The 20,182-nt window shown below is 61.3% G+C and carries 20 protein-coding genes; 5 read left to right on the forward strand and 15 right to left on the reverse strand.

Annotation, left to right across the window (positions count from 1 at the left end; translation table 11 throughout):
• The first annotated feature begins 208 nt into the window (after positions 1–208).
• From OPU96_RS10860 to OPU96_RS10870, 3 genes are read left to right on the forward strand one after another with little or no spacing between them, the layout of a single operon-like run.
• On the forward strand, positions 209–1,216 hold the full coding sequence (locus OPU96_RS10860) for a methionine ABC transporter ATP-binding protein (protein WP_192298194.1): 1,008 nt from the start codon (positions 209–211) through the stop codon (positions 1,214–1,216).
• Positions 1,216–1,890 (forward strand): methionine ABC transporter permease, encoded by a 675-nt coding sequence (locus OPU96_RS10865; RefSeq protein ID WP_226454795.1) that lies wholly within the window; start codon positions 1,216–1,218, stop codon positions 1,888–1,890. The genes OPU96_RS10860 and OPU96_RS10865 overlap by 1 nt, the downstream gene beginning before the upstream one ends.
• A 51-nt stretch (positions 1,891–1,941) precedes the next feature.
• Positions 1,942–2,712 carry a MetQ/NlpA family ABC transporter substrate-binding protein gene (locus tag OPU96_RS10870; protein ID WP_498559069.1) on the forward strand — a complete coding sequence of 257 codons (771 nt, stop codon included), beginning with the start codon at positions 1,942–1,944 and terminating at the stop codon, positions 2,710–2,712.
• Positions 2,713–2,873: 161 nt separating this feature from the next.
• Here the strand turns inward: OPU96_RS10870 and OPU96_RS10875 are convergent, their stop codons facing one another.
• Genes OPU96_RS10875 through OPU96_RS10895 form a run of 5 tightly spaced genes read right to left on the reverse strand, consistent with a single transcriptional unit; the run spans position 2,874 to position 6,797 of the window.
• Positions 2,874–3,509: an SCO family protein gene (locus OPU96_RS10875; RefSeq protein WP_192298191.1), complete on the reverse strand. Its 636-nt coding sequence runs from the start codon at positions 3,507–3,509 to the stop codon at positions 2,874–2,876.
• On the reverse strand, positions 3,506–4,405 hold the full coding sequence (gene cyoE, locus OPU96_RS10880; protein WP_192298190.1) for a heme o synthase: 900 nt from the start codon (positions 4,403–4,405) through the stop codon (positions 3,506–3,508). The genes OPU96_RS10875 and cyoE overlap by 4 nt, the downstream gene beginning before the upstream one ends.
• Positions 4,393–5,472 (reverse strand): COX15/CtaA family protein, encoded by a 1,080-nt coding sequence (locus tag OPU96_RS10885; RefSeq protein ID WP_192298189.1) that lies wholly within the window; start codon positions 5,470–5,472, stop codon positions 4,393–4,395. Before OPU96_RS10885 ends, cyoE begins: the two co-directional genes overlap by 13 nt.
• Before the next feature lie 10 nt (positions 5,473–5,482).
• Positions 5,483–6,067 carry a PA_0111/PP_0108 family redox-active disulfide protein gene (locus OPU96_RS10890; protein WP_226454794.1) on the reverse strand — a complete coding sequence of 195 codons (585 nt, stop codon included), beginning with the start codon at positions 6,065–6,067 and terminating at the stop codon, positions 5,483–5,485.
• Complete coding sequence (locus OPU96_RS10895) at positions 6,033–6,797, reverse strand: SURF1 family protein (RefSeq protein ID WP_498559070.1); 765 nt, start codon at positions 6,795–6,797, stop codon at positions 6,033–6,035. The genes OPU96_RS10890 and OPU96_RS10895 overlap by 35 nt, the downstream gene beginning before the upstream one ends.
• 35 nt (positions 6,798–6,832) lie before the next feature.
• Here OPU96_RS10895 and OPU96_RS10900 point away from each other — a divergent pair, with 35 nt between their 5' ends.
• A complete protein-coding gene (locus OPU96_RS10900) occupies positions 6,833–7,036 on the forward strand; it encodes a twin transmembrane helix small protein (protein WP_017528731.1) in 204 nt (67 codons plus the stop codon).
• A gap of 6 nt (positions 7,037–7,042) precedes the next feature.
• Here OPU96_RS10900 and OPU96_RS10905 read toward each other — a convergent pair whose 3' ends face one another.
• The 4 genes from OPU96_RS10905 to coxB all read right to left on the reverse strand — a co-directional run bounded on the left by OPU96_RS10905 (position 7,043) and on the right by coxB (position 11,440).
• Positions 7,043–7,930, reverse strand: coding sequence for a cytochrome c oxidase subunit 3 (locus tag OPU96_RS10905; protein ID WP_192298186.1), 888 nt, complete (start codon positions 7,928–7,930; stop codon positions 7,043–7,045).
• Between the two features lie 35 nt (positions 7,931–7,965).
• Positions 7,966–8,517, reverse strand: a complete 552-nt coding sequence (locus tag OPU96_RS10910; protein WP_192298185.1) for a cytochrome c oxidase assembly protein — start codon at positions 8,515–8,517, stop codon at positions 7,966–7,968.
• Positions 8,518–8,667: 150 nt separating this feature from the next.
• Positions 8,668–10,254 carry a cytochrome c oxidase subunit I gene (ctaD, locus tag OPU96_RS10915; protein ID WP_017734710.1) on the reverse strand — a complete coding sequence of 529 codons (1,587 nt, stop codon included), beginning with the start codon at positions 10,252–10,254 and terminating at the stop codon, positions 8,668–8,670.
• 58 nt (positions 10,255–10,312) lie between these two features.
• The gene (coxB, locus tag OPU96_RS10920; protein ID WP_192298184.1) at positions 10,313–11,440 is read right to left on the reverse strand and encodes a cytochrome c oxidase subunit II; all 1,128 of its coding nucleotides are present in this window, start codon (positions 11,438–11,440) and stop codon (positions 10,313–10,315) included.
• A 367-nt stretch (positions 11,441–11,807) separates the two neighbouring features.
• Between coxB and OPU96_RS10925 the strand changes: the two genes are divergently transcribed.
• Positions 11,808–12,455: a hypothetical protein gene (locus tag OPU96_RS10925; RefSeq protein WP_226454792.1), complete on the forward strand. Its 648-nt coding sequence runs from the start codon at positions 11,808–11,810 to the stop codon at positions 12,453–12,455.
• Between the two features lie 69 nt (positions 12,456–12,524).
• On the opposite strand, the gene OPU96_RS10930 is transcribed toward OPU96_RS10925, so the two are convergent.
• The 6 genes from OPU96_RS10930 to OPU96_RS10955 all read right to left on the reverse strand — a co-directional run bounded on the left by OPU96_RS10930 (position 12,525) and on the right by OPU96_RS10955 (position 20,046).
• Positions 12,525–14,060 carry a SulP family inorganic anion transporter gene (locus tag OPU96_RS10930; protein WP_192298182.1) on the reverse strand — a complete coding sequence of 512 codons (1,536 nt, stop codon included), beginning with the start codon at positions 14,058–14,060 and terminating at the stop codon, positions 12,525–12,527.
• Positions 14,061–14,145: 85 nt separating this feature from the next.
• Positions 14,146–14,877 carry a carbonic anhydrase gene (locus OPU96_RS10935; RefSeq protein WP_226454791.1) on the reverse strand — a complete coding sequence of 244 codons (732 nt, stop codon included), beginning with the start codon at positions 14,875–14,877 and terminating at the stop codon, positions 14,146–14,148.
• A 226-nt stretch (positions 14,878–15,103) separates the two neighbouring features.
• Entirely contained in the window at positions 15,104–16,162 is a 1,059-nt protein-coding gene (locus OPU96_RS10940; RefSeq protein WP_192298180.1) for a PA0069 family radical SAM protein, read from the reverse strand.
• A gap of 81 nt (positions 16,163–16,243) precedes the next feature.
• Positions 16,244–17,494, reverse strand: coding sequence for a cytochrome c (locus OPU96_RS10945; RefSeq protein WP_305391805.1), 1,251 nt, complete (start codon positions 17,492–17,494; stop codon positions 16,244–16,246).
• 12 nt (positions 17,495–17,506) lie between these two features.
• Positions 17,507–19,291, reverse strand: a complete 1,785-nt coding sequence (locus OPU96_RS10950; RefSeq protein WP_498559071.1) for a GMC family oxidoreductase — start codon at positions 19,289–19,291, stop codon at positions 17,507–17,509.
• 2 nt (positions 19,292–19,293) lie between these two features.
• Positions 19,294–20,046 (reverse strand): gluconate 2-dehydrogenase subunit 3 family protein, encoded by a 753-nt coding sequence (locus OPU96_RS10955; protein WP_498559072.1) that lies wholly within the window; start codon positions 20,044–20,046, stop codon positions 19,294–19,296.
• Positions 20,047–20,182: the final 136 nt, after the last annotated feature.

Genomic DNA, 20,182 nt, shown 5'->3' on the forward strand with positions numbered 1-20,182 from the left:
ACCCAGGCACGGCACCCGGGAAGTCGCGTTACCTAAGTAGTGACTGATGAGGTTTTGGGCCGTTCCTTTTTTATGACCTTTGATCGCGTTATTGCCAAATCACTGGTTGATTGCGAAATAAATGCTAAGAAACGCTGGACGGACAGGCTAAAATGCGCGCCCGGCTAACCGCTGATCCCTATTTCATGCGCCCCACAAGGTTCGCTACGTGATCGAGTTTCAAAACGTCCATAAAACCTACCGCGTCGCCGGTAGGGAGATCCCCGCTCTGCACCCCACCAGCCTGCGTGTCGAAAACGGCCAGGTGTTTGGCCTGATCGGCCACTCCGGCGCGGGAAAAAGTACCCTTCTGCGTCTGATCAACCGCCTGGAACAACCCAGCGGCGGTCAGATCACGGTTGATGGTGAAGAAGTCACCGCGCTGGACGCCAACGGCCTGCGCCGTTTCCGCCAGCAGGTCGGGATGATCTTCCAACACTTCAACCTGCTTGCATCCAAGACCGTCGCCGACAACGTGGCACTGCCGCTGACCCTGGCCGGCGAATTGTCGCGCAAGGACATCGACCTGCGCGTCGCCGAACTGCTCGCCCGTGTCGGCCTGTCGGACCACGCCAAGAAATACCCGGCGCAGTTGTCCGGCGGCCAGAAGCAGCGCGTCGGCATCGCCCGCGCCCTGGCGACCAAGCCCAAGATCCTGTTGTGCGACGAAGCCACCAGCGCCCTCGACCCGCAGACCACCGCTTCGGTCCTGCAACTGCTGGCCGAGATCAACCGCGAGCTGAAGCTGACCATCGTGCTGATCACCCATGAAATGGACGTGATCCGCCGCGTCTGCGACCAGGTGGCCGTGATGGATGCCGGCGTGATCGTCGAGCAAGGCACGGTGGCCGATGTGTTCCTGCATCCCAAGCACCCGACCACCAAACGCTTCGTGCAAGAGTCCGAGCAGGTCGACGAAAACGAGCAACGCGACGACTTCGCCCACGTCCCAGGCCGCATCGTGCGCCTGACGTTCCAGGGCGATGCGACCTACGCGCCGCTGCTGGGCACCGTCGCCCGCGAAACGGGTGTGGACTACAGCATCCTCGCCGGTCGTATCGACCGCATCAAAGACATCCCCTACGGGCAACTGACTCTGGCCATTACCGGCGGCGACATGGAAGCGGCATTTGCCCGCTTTGTTGCGGCGGATGTCCACATGGAGGTTCTGCGCTAATGGACGTATTACTGCATTATTTCGACAACGTTGACTGGGCCGACATCTGGGTCGCCACGGGCGACACCATGCTGATGCTCAGCACTTCGCTGTTCTTCACCGTAGTGGTAGGCCTGCCGCTGGGCATCCTGCTGTTCCTGTTCAGCCCCCGCCAGTTGCTGGAGCAGAAAGCCACCTATGGCGTGCTGGCCTTCGTGGTCAACGCCATACGCTCGCTGCCATTTATCATCCTGCTGATTGTGATGATTCCGACAACGATCTTCATTACCGGCACCTCGCTGGGTGTAGCCGGCGCGATTCCACCGCTGGTGGTCGGCGCTTCGACATTCTTCGCAAGACTGGTGGAAACCGCTTTGCGCGAAGTCGATCGCGGCATCATCGAGGCGACCCAAGCCATGGGCGCCACCACTCGCCAGATCATCACCAAGGCGCTTCTGCCAGAGGCGAAGCCAGGCATCATTGCCGCAATCACCGTGACCGCTATTGCCCTGGTGGGCTATACCGCCATGGCGGGCGTAGTGGGCGCCGGCGGGCTCGGGGACCTGGCGATACGCTATGGTTACCAACGCTTCCAGGACGACGTCATGGTCGTCACCGTGGTGATGTTGATTGTGCTTGTACAAATTCTGCAGACCATCGGCGACAAGCTGGTGACACATTACTCTCGAAAATAACGGCCATTGCCGACTATCAGTCGGCAGATGCCCGAACAAGGAGCTTGCTGGATGAAAAAACTACTGGTTGCTTTCGCTGCGGTCGCCGCGTTTTCCGCCCACGCCGAGACCATCAAGGTCGCCGCCTCGCCGGTGCCGCACGCGGAAATCCTCGAATTCGTGAAACCTGCCCTGGCCAAAGAAGGCGTGGACTTGCAGGTCAAGGTCTTCACCGACTACGTGCAGCCCAACGTACAGGTGGCTGAAAAGCGCCTGGACGCCAACTTCTTCCAGCACCAGCCGTACCTGGACGAGTTCAACAAAACCAAGGGCACTCACCTGGTGAGCGTCGGCGCCGTGCACCTGGAACCCCTGGGCGCGTACTCCAGCAAGTACAAGACCCTGGCCGAGCTGCCTGACGGCGCCAACGTGGTAATCCCGAACGACGCCACCAACGGCGGCCGCGCGCTGTTGCTGCTGGCCAAGCACGACCTGATCACCTTGAAGGAGCCGAACAACATCCTGTCGACCATCAAGGACATCACCGCCAACCCGAAACACCTGAAGTTCCGCGAACTGGAAGCCGCCACCCTGCCGCGCGTGCTGACCCAGGTCGACCTGGCGCTGATCAACACCAACTACGCCCTGGAAGCCAAGCTGGACCCGTCCAAGGACGCCCTGGTCATCGAAGGCAGCGACTCGCCTTACGTGAACATCCTGGTGACCCGCGAAGACAACAAGGATTCGGATGCAGTGAAGAAGCTGGTCGCAGCACTGCACACGCCTGAAGTGAAGAAATTCATCGAAGAGAAGTACAAAGGCGCGATCAAGCCGGCGTTCTGATCCAACCCGATCTCCCAGACACCGGAGATCAAAAAATGTGGGAGCGGGCTTGCTTGCGAATGCGGCGTATCAGTCGATGAAGATATTGACTGACCCACTGCATTCGCAAGCAAGCCCGCTCCCACATTTGCTATGTATTGCTAGCCAGATCTGCGTACGACTTAGTTGCGCTGCAACAACACCGGCAACTGCACCACCAGCTTCTGATTATTCAACGGCGCCCGGATAAACCCACGCTGCATCCCATCCGGCCCGATCAGCGCCAGGTTGCCGCTGTGATCCACCGTGTAGTTCGGCTTGCTGGTGTCCGCCGGAATGAACGGGATGCTCACCGCATTCGACACCTTCTGCACCTCCTCGACATTCGCGCCGGTCAGGCCGACAAACTGTGGGTCGAAGTAGCCCAGGTATTGCTTGAGCTGGGTCGGCGTGTCGCGGTGCGGGTCGACGCTGACCAGGATCACCTGCAACTTGTCCACCGCCTCCTTGGGCAGCTCACTTTTGATCTGGCGCAGTTGGGCCAGGGTGGTCGGGCAGATGTCCGGGCAGAAGGTGTAACCGAAGAACAGCAGGCTCCACTTGCCCTTCAATTCATTGACCGATACAGGCTGGCCGTCCTGGTTTGTCATGCTCACCGCCGGCAGTTGGCGGCTCTGGGGCAGCAGGATGATGCCAGCATCGATCAGCGCAGTAGGGTCGCCCTGGCCTTTGCCGTTGAGCACTTTATTAACGGTCAGGCCCATGATCAACGCGACGATGGCCACCAGGATAAAGACGGTTTTTTGAGTTCGGGTCATAGGTTCAACAATAGGTAGTGGTCTAGGAGCAAGGCGATAAACAGCAGCAGCAAGTACCAGATAGAGTACTTGAAGGTGTTGATCGCCGCGTGCGGCCGACCGCCACGGTACAACACCAGGGCCCAATGCAGAAAGCGCCCACCCAATACCAGCGCGCAGGCGAGGTACAGCAGGCCGCTCATATGGATGACGTAGGGCATCAGGCTCACCGCCAGCAGGGCGAAGGTGTAGAGCAGGATATGCACCTTGGTGTAGTGCTCGCCGTGAGTGACCGGCAGCATGGGAATGTCGGCCTTGGCGTACTCCTCCTTGCGATGGATAGCCAGGGCCCAGAAGTGCGGCGGGGTCCAGGCGAAGATGATCAGCACCAGCAACAACGGCTCGGCGCTGACATGCCCGGTGACAGCCACCCAGCCCAGCAACGGCGGCGCCGCCCCCGCGAGACCGCCGATCACAATGTTCTGTGGCGTCGCACGCTTGAGAAAACCGGTGTAGATCACGGCGTAGCCCAACAGCGAAGCCAGCGTCAGCCACGCCGCCAGTGGGTTGGTGAACGCCAGCAACAGCGCCAACCCGGCCACCGCCAGCAACAATGCAAAGGCCAGCGCCGCCAAGGGCGACACACGCCCCTCTGCCAGCGGTCGTTTATGGGTGCGCGCCATCACGGCATCGATACGCCGGTCCACCACATGGTTGACCGCCGCCGCACCGCCCGCACACAGGGCGATCCCCAGGTTGCCGAATACCAGCACCGTCCACGGCACCCCGGCGCGGGTCGCAAGGAACATCCCCACCAGCGAGGTGATGAGCATCAGCACCACCACTTTCGGCTTGGTCAGCTCCAGGTAGTCACGCCAGATTGCCCGCCCGCGGTGCGCGCCGATCAAGGTCGCCATGGCATCTCTCCTTTAAGGGTGATGAGGCCCGAGACATGTTTGCGCGGGATGAAACGCCAGCCGAACGGCAACTGGTTGCGCACACGGACCAGGCTGGTGCGCGCGTGATAATTGACCAGCACCAGGCTCAGCAACAGCGCGGCACCGCCCGCGTTATGGGCCACCGCGACCGGCAGCGGCAGATGGAAATACACGTTGCTCAAGCCCAGACAGATTTGTGCGCCCAGGGCGCTCAGCAGCAGGCCCGCCAGGCGGCTCATGCCCACCGCACGCAGTTGCCAGGCCAGGCCCAACAGCACCAGGGTAACCACGACCGCGCCGATGCGGTGAGTCAGATGAATCGCCGTGCGCGCCTCGCTATCCAACTGCCCACCCAGGTAGTTGGGCCCAATGTGCTGGGTAAGATGAAAGCCGTTGGCAAAATCCGCCGCCGGCCACCACTGGCCATGGCAGGTCGGCAGATCGATACAGGCCACTGCGGCATAGTTGGAACTGACCCAGCCGCCCAGGGCAATCTGGCCGATCACCAGCACCAACCCGGCCGTCGCCCAATATTGCAGGCGCTTGGGCACGATCAGCGCGGGCAACACCCCGGACAAACGCAGCGTCAGCAGAAACAACAGGCTCAACGTGGCAAACCCACCCAACAGATGCCCCGTGACCACCTGCGGCCACAGTTTCAACGTGACCGTCCACATGCCAAACGCCGCCTGGGCGAACACCACCGCCAGCAGGAACAGCGGCAGTTTCACCGGCTGGCCCGGATCGCGCCGGTGGCTCCACGAGCGCGCCGCCAGCACCACGATCAACAGCCCCAGGGTGCCGGCGAAGTAGCGATGGATCATCTCGCTCCAGCCCTTGTCCGCCTCGACCGGCGTGTCGGGAAAGTGCAACTCGGCATGGGCCAGCTGGGTTTCGCTTTGCGGCACGCTGATAAAACCGTAGCAACCCGGCCAATCCGGGCAACCGAGCCCGGCGTGGGTCAGGCGGGTATATGCGCCCAGCAGCACGACAATCAGCGCCAGCAGGGTGGCAAACAACGCGAGGCGAAATCCTGGTTTGGCCATGACGATGCCCTTATCCGATATTCGACAGTTTCAACAGGTGGCGCAGGTCGTTGAGCAAGTCCTTGCCCTTGACCGTGGCGTCGTAACGCAACACCAGGTTGCCGTGGGGATCGACAATCCATAGCTGCGCATCACCCGGCGCGGCGGCGCCTTTGGTAAAGGCCGACAGGTCCAGCGAGTAGCGTTGCAGCTGCGGGTATTCGGCTTTCAGCTTGGCTTCGTAGTCGACACTCACCGGTTGCGCACTGGCCAAGGCATGGCTGGCACGGGACGCATCACGCCCCAGGCTGATTTGCAGCTGGCGCGCCAGATACACAAGCTGCTGGCAATCAGCAGCGCAGGCAGCGGGGGCGGTGACCAGCAGTTGCCAGCGCTGTTCATCGGCCTGCACGCCGATGTCGGCGCGAGTCTGGCCGTTGCCGATCATCTCGCCGTGATAGCTGCGACTGTCCGGCACCCAGAACTGCAGCTTGTACATGAAAGTGGCCAGCGCCATCGGGCCGATCACCATCATCAAGATCAGGATCAGTTGCCAGCGGCCTTTGCGGCGGTCCGGCGCCTCAGACATGTCTGGTGGATTCATGGCCGCTCCCATGGGACTTCTCCTTTGTGTTGTGCCAGCCGAGATAGAGGTAAAGCGCCAGCAGTGCGCACGCCATGGCGAACCACTGCACGGCGTAGCCGAGGTGTTTTTCTGGGCCCATGGCGACTACGGCCCAAGAGGTGTCGTACGTACCAAGGCCGGCTTCTGCACGCAGTTCGTAGGCAAAGCCGCTGCGATCCAACTCGGCCCACAACACGGCAGGGTGCAGGGCGGTGAGCAAACGCGGCCATTGCGCGGTCGCGGGGTCGGCATGCAGTTGGAAGGTCTCGCCGGGGGCGACATACACCCAGGCGTCAAGGTTCACCGGCTGGTCCGGGGTGGTGAAGGCGGGCGGGGTGCGGCGGTCCGGCCAGGGCAGCCAGCCGCGATTGAGCAACAGCCATAGGCCACTGGCCCTGTCGTGGAAAGGTTGCAACAGCTCGACACCGGCCTTGCCGTCACGCATGCGGTTGTCGAGCAGCACGCTGTGCTCGGCATCGAATTGGCCGCGCAGGCGCACGCGGCGGAAAGCCGGATCAGCCATATCCACCAGCTGCGCGCTGCTGATCGGCTCAGCCGCACGCCGCTCGGCGTAGCTGTCCACCAACAGCTGTTTTTCATGACCACGGGACAGCTGCCAAAACCCCAATCCCACCATCAACGGCAGCAGCACCAGCACCACCAACGTGGGGGCGATCCCTGGATGAAAGCGTTTCCTGGCGCTGGCTATACTTGTTTTCATTGCCCGCCTCCCCCTTGAACCCCAGGAGCCCGACCATGCTCAAAGCAGCCATTGCCCTGATGCTGATCGCAACTGTCGTGAGCCTGTTCAGTGGTCTGTTCTTCCTGGTCAAGGACGAGGGCCACTCCAATCGCCTCGTCACCGCCCTGACCGTGCGTGTGGTGCTGGCCGTGATCACCCTGGCGCTGATCACCTGGGGCTTCTTCAGTGGCCAGTTGGTTTCTCACGCGCCGTGGTAATTCACCTCACAGCACATAGACAAAGAAAAACAACCCGATCCAGACCACATCCACAAAGTGCCAATACCAACTGGCCGCCTCGAAACCGAACTGGTGCTCGGCATTGAAGTGCCCCTTGAGGATGCGCATCAGCATCACAAACAAAATGATCGTCCCGATGGTCACGTGGGCGCCATGAAAGCCTGTGAGCATGAAGAACGTTGCGCCGTACACCCCAGAGCCCAGCGTGAGGCCCAGTTCTTTATAGGCGTGGATGTATTCCTCGGCCTGGAAGCCCAGAAACGCCCAGCCCAGCAACACGGTTAGCGCCAGCCAGATTTTCAGCGCGCCGCGATGGCCCTTGCGCAGGGCGTGGTGGGCGATGGTGATGGTCACACTGGAGCTGACCAGCAGGATGGTGTTGACCAACGGCAGCCCCCACGGACTGATCGTGCCCTCGGGCGCGGGATGCAGTTTTGGATCAGGGTTGTTGAGCAACGGCCAGGCAAACTCGAAATTCGGCCACAGCATGTGCGCAATGCCCTTTGAGCCTTCGCCCGCCAACCAGGGCGCCGACATGTGCCGCACATAAAACAGCGCACCGAAGAACGCGATGAAGAACATCACTTCGGAAAAGATGAACCAGGTCATGCCCCAGCGGAACGAGCGGTCCATCTGTGGGCTGTACAAACCGGCGCGGCTTTCCTTGATCACCGCCCCGAACCAGCCGAACAGCATGTAGGCCAGCAGTAGACCGCCGACGAAGAAGATCCACGGGCCGTGGGATTCCGGGCGTGCAGCCTTGAGATCGTTGAACCACACACCCAGGCCGTACACGGTGACCAACATGCCAAACGTGGCAATTATCGGCCATTTGCTTTGTGCTGGTACGTAGTACGTATCATGAGTCGACATGTATTCGCTCTCCTGATTGAGGGGGCAAACAGTAGCTAGCCCCCGGTGTGGACAGCCACCGGCGGTTGGCGCGCAGTGATATCAAATAGCGTGTACGCCAGGGTCAAATGCTTCACATCCTTGGGCATGTCGCGATCGACGATAAAACGTACTGGCATTTCGATGCGTTGGCCGGGTTGCAGCACTTGCTGGGTGAAGCAAAAACACTCGGTCTTGTGGAAATACATCGCCGCTTCGGCCGGGGAAATGCTCGGCACCGCCTGCGCGGTCATCGCCTTGTCAGTGGGGTTGTAGGCGACAAACAGCATCTCGGTGACGGCGCCCGGGTTGACCACCACCTCATCCGCCTTGGCGTGGAACTCCCAGACCATATCGATGGCATTGGTCGACAGGAACTGCACCCGCACCTGCCGCGAGGGGTCCACTACCTGCTCACCCTCGTACTGCCCGGCGGTCTTGCCGTTGATGCCGAACGCCTTGCACATCACGTCATAGATCGGCACCAGGGCGAAGCCGAAGGCGAACATGGCGACCACCAGGATCAACAGGCGCGTCACCAGCCGCCTGATCGGTACGGACTCAGCCATAACGACCACCCAAAGTGAACGCGATCAATGTGGGAGCGGGCTTGCCCGCGAATGCGGTGTGCCAGGCACTGCATGTGGCGACTGATACACCACTTTCGCGAGCAAGCCCGCTCCCACAGGGGATTTGCGGTGCCTGGGTGGCCGAAGTGCTCATTTGACCTCCGGCGGCGTGGTGAAGGTGTGGTACGGCGCGGGCGAGGGCACGCTCCACTCCAGGCCTTCGGCACCATCCCACGGCTTGGCCGGCGCCGGCGGGCCGCCACGGATGCACTTGATCACAATGAACAGGAAGAAGATCTGCGTGGCGCCAAACATGAACGCGCCGATCGACGAGACCATGTTGAAGTCGGCGAACTGCAGGTTGTAGTCCGGTACCCGGCGCGGCATGCCGGCCAGCCCGACGAAGTGCATCGGGAAAAACGCCATGTTCATGCCCACGAAAGACAGCCAGAAGTGCAGCTTGCCCAGGGTTTCGTCGTACATGTGGCCGGTCCATTTCGGCAGCCAGTAGTAGGCGGAAGCGAAGATGCCGAAGATCGCACCGGGCACCAGTACGTAATGGAAGTGCGCCACCACGAAGTAGGTGTCGTGGTACTGGAAGTCCGCCGGCGCGATCGCCAGCATCAGCCCGGAGAAACCGCCGATGGTGAACAGGATCACGAAGGCCACGGCAAACAGCATCGGCGTCTCGAACGTCAGCGAGCCCTGCCACATGGTGCTGACCCAGTTGAACACCTTCACCCCCGTCGGCACCGCGATCAGCAGTGTGGCGTACATGAAGAACAGTTCACCCACCAACGGAATGCCGACCACGAACATGTGGTGCGCCCACACGATGAACGACAGGAACGCGATGCTCGCCGTGGCGTAGACCATCGAGGTGTAGCCGAATAGCGGCTTGCGCGAAAAGGTCGGGATGATCGAGCTGACGGCACCGAAGGCCGGCAGGATCATGATGTACACCTCGGGGTGGCCGAAGAACCAGAACACATGCTGGAACAGCACCGGGTCACCGCCACCGGCCGCACTGAAGAAGCTGGTGCCGAAGTGGATGTCCATCAGCATCATGGTCACGCAACCGGCCAGCACCGGCATCACCGCAATCAGCAGGAATGCGGTGATCAGCCAGGTCCAGACGAACAGCGGCATTTTCATCAAGGTCATGCCCGGGGCACGCAGGTTGAGGATGGTGGCGACCACGTTGATCGCGCCCATGATCGAACTGATGCCCATCAGGTGGATGGCAAAGATGAAGAACGTCACGCTTTCCGGCGCATAGGTGGTGGAGAGCGGGGCGTAGAAGGTCCAGCCGAAATTCGGCCCGCCGCCGGGGGTGAACAAGGTGGACACCAGCAGCAGGAACGCCGCCGGCAGCAGCCAGAAGCTGAAGTTGTTCATGCGCGGCAGGGCCATGTCGGGCGCGCCGATCATCAGCGGGATCATCCAGTTGGCCAGGCCGACGAACGCCGGCATCACCGCGCCGAACACCATGATCAGGCCGTGCATGGTGGTCATCTGGTTGAAGAACGCCGGCTCGACGATCTGCAGGCCGGGCTGGAACAACTCGGCACGGATCACCATGGCGAACGAGCCGCCGAGCAAAAACATGGTGAAGGCGAACCACAGGTACATGGTGCCGATGTCTTTGTGGTTGGTGGTCAGCACCCAGCGCATCAGGCCCTTGGCGGGACCGTGGGCGTGGTCGGCGTGACCATGGTCATCGATCACAGTGCTCATGGCCGTTCTCCTGCAAACGAGTGGGCGGGGTGGTTCAGGGCAGATGCAATGAAGGAAGTCATTTGCTTTCGGCCTGTTTCAGAGCCAGCACATCCTTGGGCGTCACCATGTCGCCTTTGTTGTTGCCCCAGGCGTTGCGTTCGTAGGTGACCACGGCGGCGATGTCCACTTCCGAGAGCTGCTTGCCAAACGCCGCCATGGCGGTGCCGGGCTTGCCGAAATAGACGCGATGCAGGTGGTCTTCCTTGGGCCCGACGGCAATTGGCGAGCCCTTGAGCGCCGGGAACATCGGCGGCAGGCCCTGGCCTTCGGCCTGGTGACAGGCCACGCAGGTGGTGTGGTAGACCTTGTCGCCACGGGCCACCAGCTCTTGCAGGGTCCACTCTTTGGAGGTCAGCTCCTTGAGTTTGGCAGCCTCTTCCTTGCGCTCGCCGAGCCAAGTGTCGTAGTCGGCCCTGGATTTGACCTCGACCACGATGGGCATGAAGCCGTGGTCCTTGCCGCACAGTTCGGCGCACTGGCCACGGTAGATGCCGGGCTTCTCGATGCGGGTCCAGGCCTCGTTGACGAACCCGGGGATGGCGTCGCGCTTGACCGCGAAGGCCGGCACCCACCAGGAGTGGATCACGTCGGCGGCGGTCACCAGGAAGCGAACTTTCGCCCCCACCGGCAGCACCAGCGGCTGGTCGACTTCCAGCAAGTAATGCTCGCCCTTGGTCGCCTTGTTGTGGATCTGCTCGGCGGGAGTGGCCAGGTTGCTGAAGAACTCCACGTCCTGGCCCAGGTATTTGTAATGCCACTTCCACTGGTAGCCGGTGACCTGAATATCGATGTCCGACTCGGTGCTGTCGTAGATATTGATCAGGGTTTTGGTCGCCGGGATGGCCATCGCGATCAGGATCAGCAAGGGCACCACGGTCCAGAGGATTTCCACGGTCGTGCTCTCGTGGAACTTGGCCGCCACCTGGCCTGTAGAGCGCCGGTGCAGAATCATCGACCAGAACATCGCGCCAAACACGATGATGCCGATCACCACACAGATCCAGAAAATGGTCATGTGCAGGTCAAACACAGCGTGGCTGACTTCAGTCGCCCCTGGCGCCATATTCGTTGTCCAGGCGGCGTGCGCCTGACCGAATACCGACCACAACAGAAGGCCCATCCAAACATGTGGATGTCGCGTCATTGCGGGTTCCCCTTATCGTTCTTGTTATCCCGCCGGTTTGCACCTGCGTCGAAGGGAGCGGCTTCCATACTGCTTACAACCGCTTAGCCTCACCTGCTTATGCAGTCTGGCGTCATCAGCTAATTGCGTACAAATCCGAGTATAGACAGGGTCTGCAACCCCGCAATGTGTAGGGGCAAATCAGCAAAAACGGACAGGCGGAGCCAATAAAACCGGGAGCAGAATCGTTTATCCGACGAACGATGGCGTTTCGATATAACGCAGGTGCATAACCGTGAAATAATTATGACAAATGCGTCTGAGGTGCTCGTATAAACGAGCTACCTTGTCATCTCCCTTTTCCTACACCTGTTTCACTGGAGCCCTCATGAACACCGCCGCATTGCGCGAGCAGATTTCCCGTGCCCATCAACACGAAGCCAGCACGGGCCAGTTGGCCCAGCAACTGGCAAGCCAATTGCCACGTCTGCACTCGGCCATTGCCCTGGCCGACGGTGATCGCAACATTGTCATGACGCGCTTCGTCACAGCCTACATCGAACTCGTCCCGGACCTGCTCGAAGCCGCCAATGACGTGGCCCGCGAGGCCGGTATCGAAAGCCAGATCAAGCCGGTGCTGAAGATCGCCGAACAGTTCTTCCTGCAACCGCCGGCGATCCTGGCCGGGCACGAGGGGCTCGACGGCCTGCTGGATGAGGCCTACCTGGCGCACCGCCTGGTGGAAGAAGTCAACGATCTGTATATCAAGCATTTCGGCCAGCCGCTGATCCCGGCCGATACCACGGTGGCCAACGTGATTGCGCACCAGCTGATTGGCGAAGAATTTGCCAACAGCCTGGATGAGGCCGTGCATTTGGCGGTGGATGAGATGCTCAACGAAGAAAGCTTTGCGCTGGAGTCGGTGGAGGCTTACCGAGAAACCCTCAAGAGCCCGGACACGGAAGCTGCGTGGAAACGCTGGCCGTGCCTGTCGCGGCAGTTGGGGGTTGAGTTGACGCTGGACCAGCCGGCCTGATTTCCTGCTACGCAAACGATCCAATATGGGAGCGGGCTTGCCCGCTCCCACATTTTTGATTCGGTTTCGTCAGCCTGTTGCGGGTGCGGAGCCTATCCCCGTCGTCGTTCTGACCCGCCCCTCCAACCGCCGCTTCAATCCACGCGCCTCGATCACCAGCTTCGACCCCTTCGCCGCATTGGCCCGCCCCCACTCCTCCAGCAACTCCAGGCAGGAATGGTCGATGTAACTCAGGTTGTTCAGCGGCACATGTACGGTCGTCCCCGCCGGCACCGCCGACAGCACCTGGGTCAGCGCCGGCACTTTCAGGAACGTCGCCGCGCCACTCAAACGCAGCTCCATCTCACCGTCCTGCGGCAAGTCGATCAGGCTCACTTTCAGACGCGAGGCCTTGAGCGCCAGCTTGACCAGCGTCAGCCCGAACCCCACCAGTACACCGGTCAGCAGGTCGGTAAAGATGATCGCCAGCGCAGTCGCCGCATAGGTGAACATCGGCATCCGCCCGTAACGCCCCAGGGCCTTGAACGCCTTGATGTCCACCAGCTTGATCCCGGTGTACACCAGCACGCCCGCCAGGCTCGCCACCGGGATGCTTTGCAGCACACTCGACAGCAACAACACGAAGGCCAGCAGCCACAGGCCATGGAACATGGCCGACAAGCGCGTGGTGGCGCCGGCCTGCACGTTGGCCGAACTGCGCACGATCACACCAGTCATCGGCAGGGCGCCAACCAGACCACACAGCATGTTGCCGACACCTTGAGCCGACAACTCCTTGTCGAAATCCGAGCGCTGGCCGCTGTGCATGCGGTCCACCGCCGCTGCGGAGAGCAGGGTTTCGGCACTGGCGATAAACGCCACGGCAAAGGCGGCGATCAACAGCTGCGGATCAGCCAGGTTCAGCAGGTCGCTGGGGCGCAGCCAATCGATGGCATCGGCGAGGTTTTCCGGGACCTCCACCCGCTTGACCTGCAACACCAGCAACAGGCTGACAAGCGTGGTCAGCCCCACACCCAACAGCGCGCCGGGCACAAACCGCAGGGATTGCGGGCGGAATTTGTCCCACAGGTACATCACCAGCATCGTCGACAAGCCAAGCAAGCCGGCTTGCCAGCCCAGGCTCGGAATCGCTTGCGCCACCGCAGCCGGGAAACCTGCCAGGTTATCCAGCCCGGAGGGTTTGGGCGCGCCGTCGAGCATCACATGGATCTGCGACAGCACAATCAGCACGCCAATCCCCGCCAACATGCCGTACACCACCGCCGGTGCCGTCACGCGGAACCAGCAGCCCAGGCGCAAACGCCCAGCCACCAGTTGCAGGAAGCCCGCCAGCAGCAGGATCGGCCCCAGCATCATCATTCCGTGTTGGCGCACCAACTCGAACACCAACACCGCCAGACCCGCCGCCGGACCGCTGACCTGCAGCGGCGAGCCCGCCAGCCAACCGACCACCAGGCCACCGATAATCCCGGTGATCAACCCCTTGGCCGGCGGCATCCCGGAAGCAATCGCGATGCCCATGCACAGGGGCAGGGCGACCAGAAACACAACCACCGAGGCGAGCAGCTCCCGTGGCAATACAGCTTTCAATTGAGCAGCACGCATGATGACTCTCCCGAGGCATTCGCCGGGCGCGGTAATGCCTGGCTGCATCCATGGCAGCCACCGCATCACCCGGCAGGGAAGTGTTTTAGAAGCGCGCTTTAGGCGTCGCGCAAGGAATCGGCCCTTCGCCGTTCAACGGTCTGAACGTGGCCTGATCGGCATCGTAGGCGCGGATTTCGCTGGTCTCGATGTTGTAGATCCAACCATGGATAAACAAATGACCATTGGCCATGCGCGAAGCCACGGAGGGGTGGGTGCGCAAATGTTGTAGCTGGGCGATGACGTTTTCTTCGGTCAGCACCTTCATGCTCTCGCCTTCGTTGGCGCAGTCGCAGTTGTCATGGACCATGGTCTTGGCGACCTCGGCATGCCGCAACCAGGCCTTCACCGTCGGCATTTTTTCCAGGCTGTCGGGGTTGAGCACCGCACGCATCGCACCGCAATCGGAGTGCCCGCAGACAATGATGTGCTGGACGCCCAGGGCGAGTACGGCGTACTCGATGGCAGTGGAAACACCCCCATTCATCTGGCCGTAGGGCGGCACCACGTTGCCGACGTTACGGGTCACGAACAGGTCGCCCGGTGAGCTCTGGGTAATCAGCTCGGGGACGATGCGCGAATCGGCGCAGGTAATGAACATCGCCCGCGGGCTCTGGGCCGTGGCGAGTTTCTTGAAGAGTTCTTCCTGCTGGGGGAAGACGTCGTGATGGAAATGCAAAAAGCCGTCAACGATATGCTTTAGCGCTGCATCGGCGGATTCCGCCACCTCAGGGGCTGAAGCCGACGCAGCCAACGGCTGTTTATCCTTATCACTCATGATTCATCCTCTTGGTTAATGCAGGGGAGTGTTCAAGCCAGTTCGACGCCAGGCCAATGCAATTTGTTGCAAATGCCACAAATCAGACTGCCGACTCATCAGTCACTCGCTGAACAAGGTAGCCGCCGAAACTTAACTCAAACTGAATGAACCGCTCTAGATCGCGGGTTTCAGTGATGTCAAAGTGAGACTATTCCTACAGAAAAAGTACACCTTTCCCAGCATTCTACAACAACGCCATCTGCCTGCCCGGCGGGCAGAACGCCGTGCAATCCAGGTTGAATCCTTCCCGACGGTTGAGCCCCAGGCGTTTGATGGCCTTGCTGAAGCGCTGGGCCAGCAATTCGGCAAACGGCCCCTCGCCACGCATGCGTACACCGAAGCGGCTGTCGTAAACCTCGCCACCGCGTACCTGGCGCACCAGGCTCATCACATGGGCGGCGCGCTGCGGGTAATGGGCCGCCAGCCACTCCTCGAACAGCGGCGCCACCTCCAGCGGCAGGCGCAGCATCATGTACGCTGCGCTTTGTGCCCCGGCAGCGTGGGCTTCGGTAAGCAGGCTCTCCAGTTCGCTGTCGTTGATCATCGGGATCATCGGCGAGCACAGCACGCCCACCGGGATGCCTGCCTCGCGCATCACGCGGATCGCCCGCAATCGCGCCTTGGGCGCCGCCGTACGCGGCTCCAGGATGCGCTTGAGCTCGTCGTCCAGGCTGGTGAGGCTGATCATCACGGCCACCAGGCGCTGCCTGGCCAATTCGGTCAACAGGTCGAGGTCGCGCAGGATCAGCGAGCCCTTGGTGATAATTGTCACCGGGTGCCGGTAGCGCAGCAGCACTTCAAGGGTTTGCCGGGTGATCCGGTATTCGCGCTCGATGGGTTGGTACGGGTCGGTGTTGGAGCCCAGGTTGATCGGCGCGCAGACATAGCCCGGTTTCGACAGTTGCTGTTCCAGCACGTCTGCGGCATTGCTCTTGGCGATCAGCCTGGTCTCGAAATCCAGCCCCGGTGACATGTCCCAATACGCATGGCTGGGCCGCGCATAGCAGTAAATGCAGCCGTGTTCGCAACCGCGATAAGGGTTGATCGAACGGTCGAACGGCAGGTCCGGCGAGTTGTTGCGGGTGATGATGGTCTTGGCCGTCTCGATCCGCACCTCGGTGCCCTGGGTCGGCGGCACTTCCTGATACCAGCCGTCGTCCTCGGCCACGCTGACGGTCGGCGCAAAGCGGTTATGCAGGTTGGTGGCCGTACCTCGGCCACGGGGTGGCAGCGCAGTAGACATGAAAACGCCTCGATACTGTTTTTATATACAGTATCGAGGCGCGCGGGTTCTGACCAGTGCCGTTTGGCGGCCAGGGAAGGATCAGTGCTTCTGGCGCAAGTCCGCCACGTCGCCCGCTTTCACCGGCTCGCCTTTATTGCCCCAGCTGCCACGGATGAAACTGACTACATCCGCCACTTCCTGGTCCGACAGACGCCAGGCGAACGCAGGCATGGTGAAGGTGGAGGGCGCCGTGTGCGTAGCGGGCAAGGTGCCGCCGTTCAACACAATGTTGATCAACGAGGTGGCGTCCGCCGTCTGCAGCACCGGGTTGCCCGCCAGCGCCGGGAACACCCGCGTGTAGCCATGGCCGTCGGTGCGGTGACAGGCCGCGCAGTTGTCGATGTACACCGCCGCGCCGCGCCGGCTGTCATCGCCTTTCCACAAAGCGTCGGCGACCTGCTTGTCGTACTGATGCGGCTGATCCTTGGGGTCCACCGCCGGCAGGCTCTTGAGGTAACGGGCGATGGCGGTCAGGTCGTTTTCCGACATGTACTGCATGCTGTGGACGACAACATCACTCATGCCACCAAACACCGCGCTACGGTCACTGCGGCCGGTCTTGAGGAATTGCACCAGTTGCTCCTCGCTCCAACCGCCGAGGCCGTCCTTGTGATCGCCACGCAGATTCTTCGCGATCCAGCCTTCCAGCGGCGCACTGCCGGACAGGAATGCACTGCCATCAGTGGCACTCAGGGCTTTTTCCTGCATGGTCAGAGCCCGTGGCGTATGGCATGCGCCGCAGTGGCCGAGGCCTTCCACCAGATAGGCGCCACGGCTGATCACCGGGTCGGCCTGCGCAGTTGGCTGCGGCTCGGCAACCTCAGGCGCGAACATCCAACGCCACGCGGCCAGCGGCCAGCGCATGCTCAGCGGCCAGGGAATATCACTCGCCTTGTTCTCTTGAGCGACCGGCTCCACCCCTTTCATGAAGTACGCATATAGCGCCTGCATATCGCTGTCGCTGACGCGCGCGTAAGACGGGTAGGGCATCGCCGGGTAAAGCGTACTACCGCTCTTGGCGACGCCATGGCGCACGGCCTTGTCGAAATCCTCGAAGCTGTAGTCGCCCAGGCCGGTCTTGTCCGGGGTGATGTTGGTGGAATAGATCACGCCAATCGGCGTTTCCATCGGCAGGCCACCAGCGAACGGCTTGCCGCCCTTGGCGGTGTGGCAAGCCACGCAGTCACCGGCGCGGGCCAGGTATTCACCCTGCTTGACCAGGTCGGTTTCAGCAGCGCTCACCGAGCAACTGCCGAACAGTGCAAACGTCGCGATAACAAGTGCTTTCATGGTCATCGCTCCTTATGCCTGAACCAGTGGGCCGGGGTTTTTCAGGTACTGCTCGCGGATCGCGCGGGCCGACCAGTAGGTCAACGCCGCCACCAGGCCGGTAGGGTTGTAACCCAAGCCCTGTGGGAAAGCGGAAGCGCCCGGGACAAACACGTTGTGTACATCCCAGCATTGCAGGTAGCGGTTCAACGCACTGGTCTTCGGGTCGGTGCCCATGATCGCGCCACCGTTGAGGTGGGTGGTCTGGTACGACGCGGTGTTGAAATGCTCGCCGACCTTTTTGCCCAGCACGGCAATCGCCTTGGGGTTCATCGCCTCGGCAACCTTGCCCATTTTCTCGACCATGAAGCGGTTCATCTTGATGTCGTTTTCCTGCCAGTCGAACGTCATCCGCAGCAACGGCAGGCCGTAGGCATCGCGGAAAACCGGGTCTAGATCCAGGTAGTTGCCCCGGTAGGATTGATGGGCACCGTGGGCATCCATCGACACCTGGTGGGTGTAGTAATCGGCGGTGGCACGCTTCCACGCACTGCCCCAGGCCGGGGTGCCCGGCGGGTTGGACGTACCGGCAATCGGCCGACTGCCAGCCTGGTTGACCCACATCGGCGAGCCGCCAACGAAGCCATGGGGGCCATGGTCGAAGTTGTCGGCGTTGAAATCATCCATCGCCACGCCATTGCCGCCCGCACCGATGAAGTTGTTGGTGTGGGTGTCCTTGTCGAAGAACGCCTTGATAGTGGCCATGTTCTGGTAGGCAAAGTTCCGGCCCACCACACCCTCATTGGTAATCGGGTCGTAGGGTTTTCCGATACCCGACAGCAGCATCAACCGCACGTTGTGGAACTGGAACGCGCCGAGGATCACCAGGTCCGCCGGCTGCTCGATTTCCCGGCCCTGGGCGTCGACATACGTCACGCCGGTGGCCTTGCTCTTGGTGCTGTCGAGATTGACCTTGAGCACGTGGGAATTGGGCCGCAGCTCGAAGTTCGGCACCTGGCGCAGCGCCGGCAGGATGTTCACGTTCGGCGAAGCCTTGGAGTACATGTAACAAACGTAGCCGCTGCAAAACCCGCAGAAGTTGCATGGGCCCATCTGCGCACCGTAGGGGTTGGTGTAGGGCCCCGAGGTGTTGGCCGACGGCAGGTTGTAGGGTTTGTAACCCACATCGCTAGCCGCTTTCTGAAACAGCTGTGCGGAGACGGTGTTTTTCTGCGCCTCCAACGGGAATGGGTTGGAGCGATCCGGCGCATACGGGTTGCCGCCACGGCCTTCACCGACCAACTGGCCTTTGACGGTCCAGGCCTGGCCGGAGGTGCCGAAGACTTTTTCCGCGTAGTCGAAAAACGGCTCCAGCTCTTCATAGCTGACGCCAAAGTCCTGAATGGTCATGTCCTTGGGGATGAAGTTTTTGCCGTAACGCTCTTCGTAATGGCTGCGCATGCGCAGCTCGATCGGGTCGACCCGAAAATGCACGCCCGACCAGTGCAGGCCCGCACCGCCGACGCCATTGCCCGGCAGGAACGCACCCAGTTGGCGGTTGGGCAGGGCCACATCATTCACGCTATGGCGAATGGTCACCGTCTCTTTGGAGATGTCCTGGAAGAGTTTTTTACGCACGCTGTAGGTCAGTTCGTCGATGACCTGCGGATAGTTGCCATCCGGGTACGTGTCCTGCATCGGGCCGCGCTCGAGCGCTACCACGTTGAGGCCCGCTTCAGTCAGCTCCTTGGCCATGATCGCGCCGGTCCAGCCGAAGCCTACGATCACAGCGTCTACTTTCTTCATGATGGTCGCCACGTTTATGCCCTCTCGCCGCGGATGGAAACTGCCGGGAAGGGGTATTGCTCGTTGCGTTCAACCCAGTCCATGAAGTCGGCGCGAGCGCCGGGGAAGCCGATCATGGTCCAGCCGACCATGCCTTTGTTGCCACCGTGGATCGGGTCGCAGAAGAAGCCTTCCTTGGTGTTTTGCAGCAGCAGGTTGAAGAAAATCTTCGGCGGCACCGCGTCGAAATGCGCGGTCACCTCACTGCCCCCAGCCTCCAGGCGACGCAGCATATCGTCTCGGGTAGCGCTGTCTTGCGCAGCAAACACTTTACCGTTGAACGCTTTCGACCATGCATCCGTCGCGGCGATGCCCAGACGATAGATGTCCTTGGGCACCAGTTTGCTCTGCCAGCCCATCTCAGGCGGCGCGTCGGCATTGAACGGACCCTGCATGAACCACAACGCACCACTGGCGTAAGGCGTGTTCATCTGACGGTCGATGTATTCCGGCACACCGGCTTCCACGGCGCCTGGGCCCTGGGCATCGGTAGGAATCAACTGCGCGACGGCGGCGTTGATAAACGCCCACTCTTCGGCAGTGAAGTAACTTGGCTCGTAGGCCTTTTCGTTGACCAGCGCCTTAGCCGGGCTGGCCTGTGCCGGCTCGGGCGTAGCCATCAACATCGAGCCGCCAAGGCCGGTACTGGCAACCGTGACCACCGGGATCAAGGTCAAGGATTTGCGCAAAAAGTCACGCCGGGGGTTGTCTTGATCTTGATCAGACATGGGTGCACCTCATCATGTGGTCACGGGTTCGACAGCCGCTTCTTGGGAGCGGCTTGTGGTGTGCGGGCAGCGTGTTGGATAGAACGCAGCGGCAATCAATAGTTACAAATGATAGCAGCCTAACCATCAACAGAAT

Source organism: Pseudomonas sp. RP-B7 (assembly GCF_059803535.1).

Bases quoted from the DNA above. Each gene is read 5' to 3' on its own strand.
- OPU96_RS10865 (WP_226454795.1), top strand. From the start codon at position 1,216: ATGGACGTATTACTGCATTATTTCGACAACGTTGACTGGGCCGACATC.
- OPU96_RS10870 (WP_498559069.1), top strand. From the start codon at position 1,942: ATGAAAAAACTACTGGTTGCTTTCGCTGCGGTCGCCGCGTTTTCCGCC.
- OPU96_RS10875 (WP_192298191.1), bottom strand. From the start codon at position 3,509: ATGACCCGAACTCAAAAAACCGTCTTTATCCTGGTGGCCATCGTCGCG.
- cyoE (WP_192298190.1), bottom strand. From the start codon at position 4,405: ATGGCGACCTTGATCGGCGCGCACCGCGGGCGGGCAATCTGGCGTGAC.
- OPU96_RS10885 (WP_192298189.1), bottom strand. From the start codon at position 5,472: ATGGCCAAACCAGGATTTCGCCTCGCGTTGTTTGCCACCCTGCTGGCG.
- OPU96_RS10890 (WP_226454794.1), bottom strand. From the start codon at position 6,067: ATGGGAGCGGCCATGAATCCACCAGACATGTCTGAGGCGCCGGACCGC.
- OPU96_RS10895 (WP_498559070.1), bottom strand. From the start codon at position 6,797: ATGAAAACAAGTATAGCCAGCGCCAGGAAACGCTTTCATCCAGGGATC.
- OPU96_RS10900 (WP_017528731.1), top strand. From the start codon at position 6,833: ATGCTCAAAGCAGCCATTGCCCTGATGCTGATCGCAACTGTCGTGAGC.
- OPU96_RS10905 (WP_192298186.1), bottom strand. From the start codon at position 7,930: ATGTCGACTCATGATACGTACTACGTACCAGCACAAAGCAAATGGCCG.
- OPU96_RS10910 (WP_192298185.1), bottom strand. From the start codon at position 8,517: ATGGCTGAGTCCGTACCGATCAGGCGGCTGGTGACGCGCCTGTTGATC.
- ctaD (WP_017734710.1), bottom strand. From the start codon at position 10,254: ATGAGCACTGTGATCGATGACCATGGTCACGCCGACCACGCCCACGGT.
- coxB (WP_192298184.1), bottom strand. From the start codon at position 11,440: ATGACGCGACATCCACATGTTTGGATGGGCCTTCTGTTGTGGTCGGTA.
- OPU96_RS10925 (WP_226454792.1), top strand. From the start codon at position 11,808: ATGAACACCGCCGCATTGCGCGAGCAGATTTCCCGTGCCCATCAACAC.
- OPU96_RS10930 (WP_192298182.1), bottom strand. From the start codon at position 14,060: ATGCGTGCTGCTCAATTGAAAGCTGTATTGCCACGGGAGCTGCTCGCC.
- OPU96_RS10935 (WP_226454791.1), bottom strand. From the start codon at position 14,877: ATGAGTGATAAGGATAAACAGCCGTTGGCTGCGTCGGCTTCAGCCCCT.
- OPU96_RS10940 (WP_192298180.1), bottom strand. From the start codon at position 16,162: ATGTCTACTGCGCTGCCACCCCGTGGCCGAGGTACGGCCACCAACCTG.
- OPU96_RS10945 (WP_305391805.1), bottom strand. From the start codon at position 17,494: ATGAAAGCACTTGTTATCGCGACGTTTGCACTGTTCGGCAGTTGCTCG.
- OPU96_RS10955 (WP_498559072.1), bottom strand. From the start codon at position 20,046: ATGTCTGATCAAGATCAAGACAACCCCCGGCGTGACTTTTTGCGCAAA.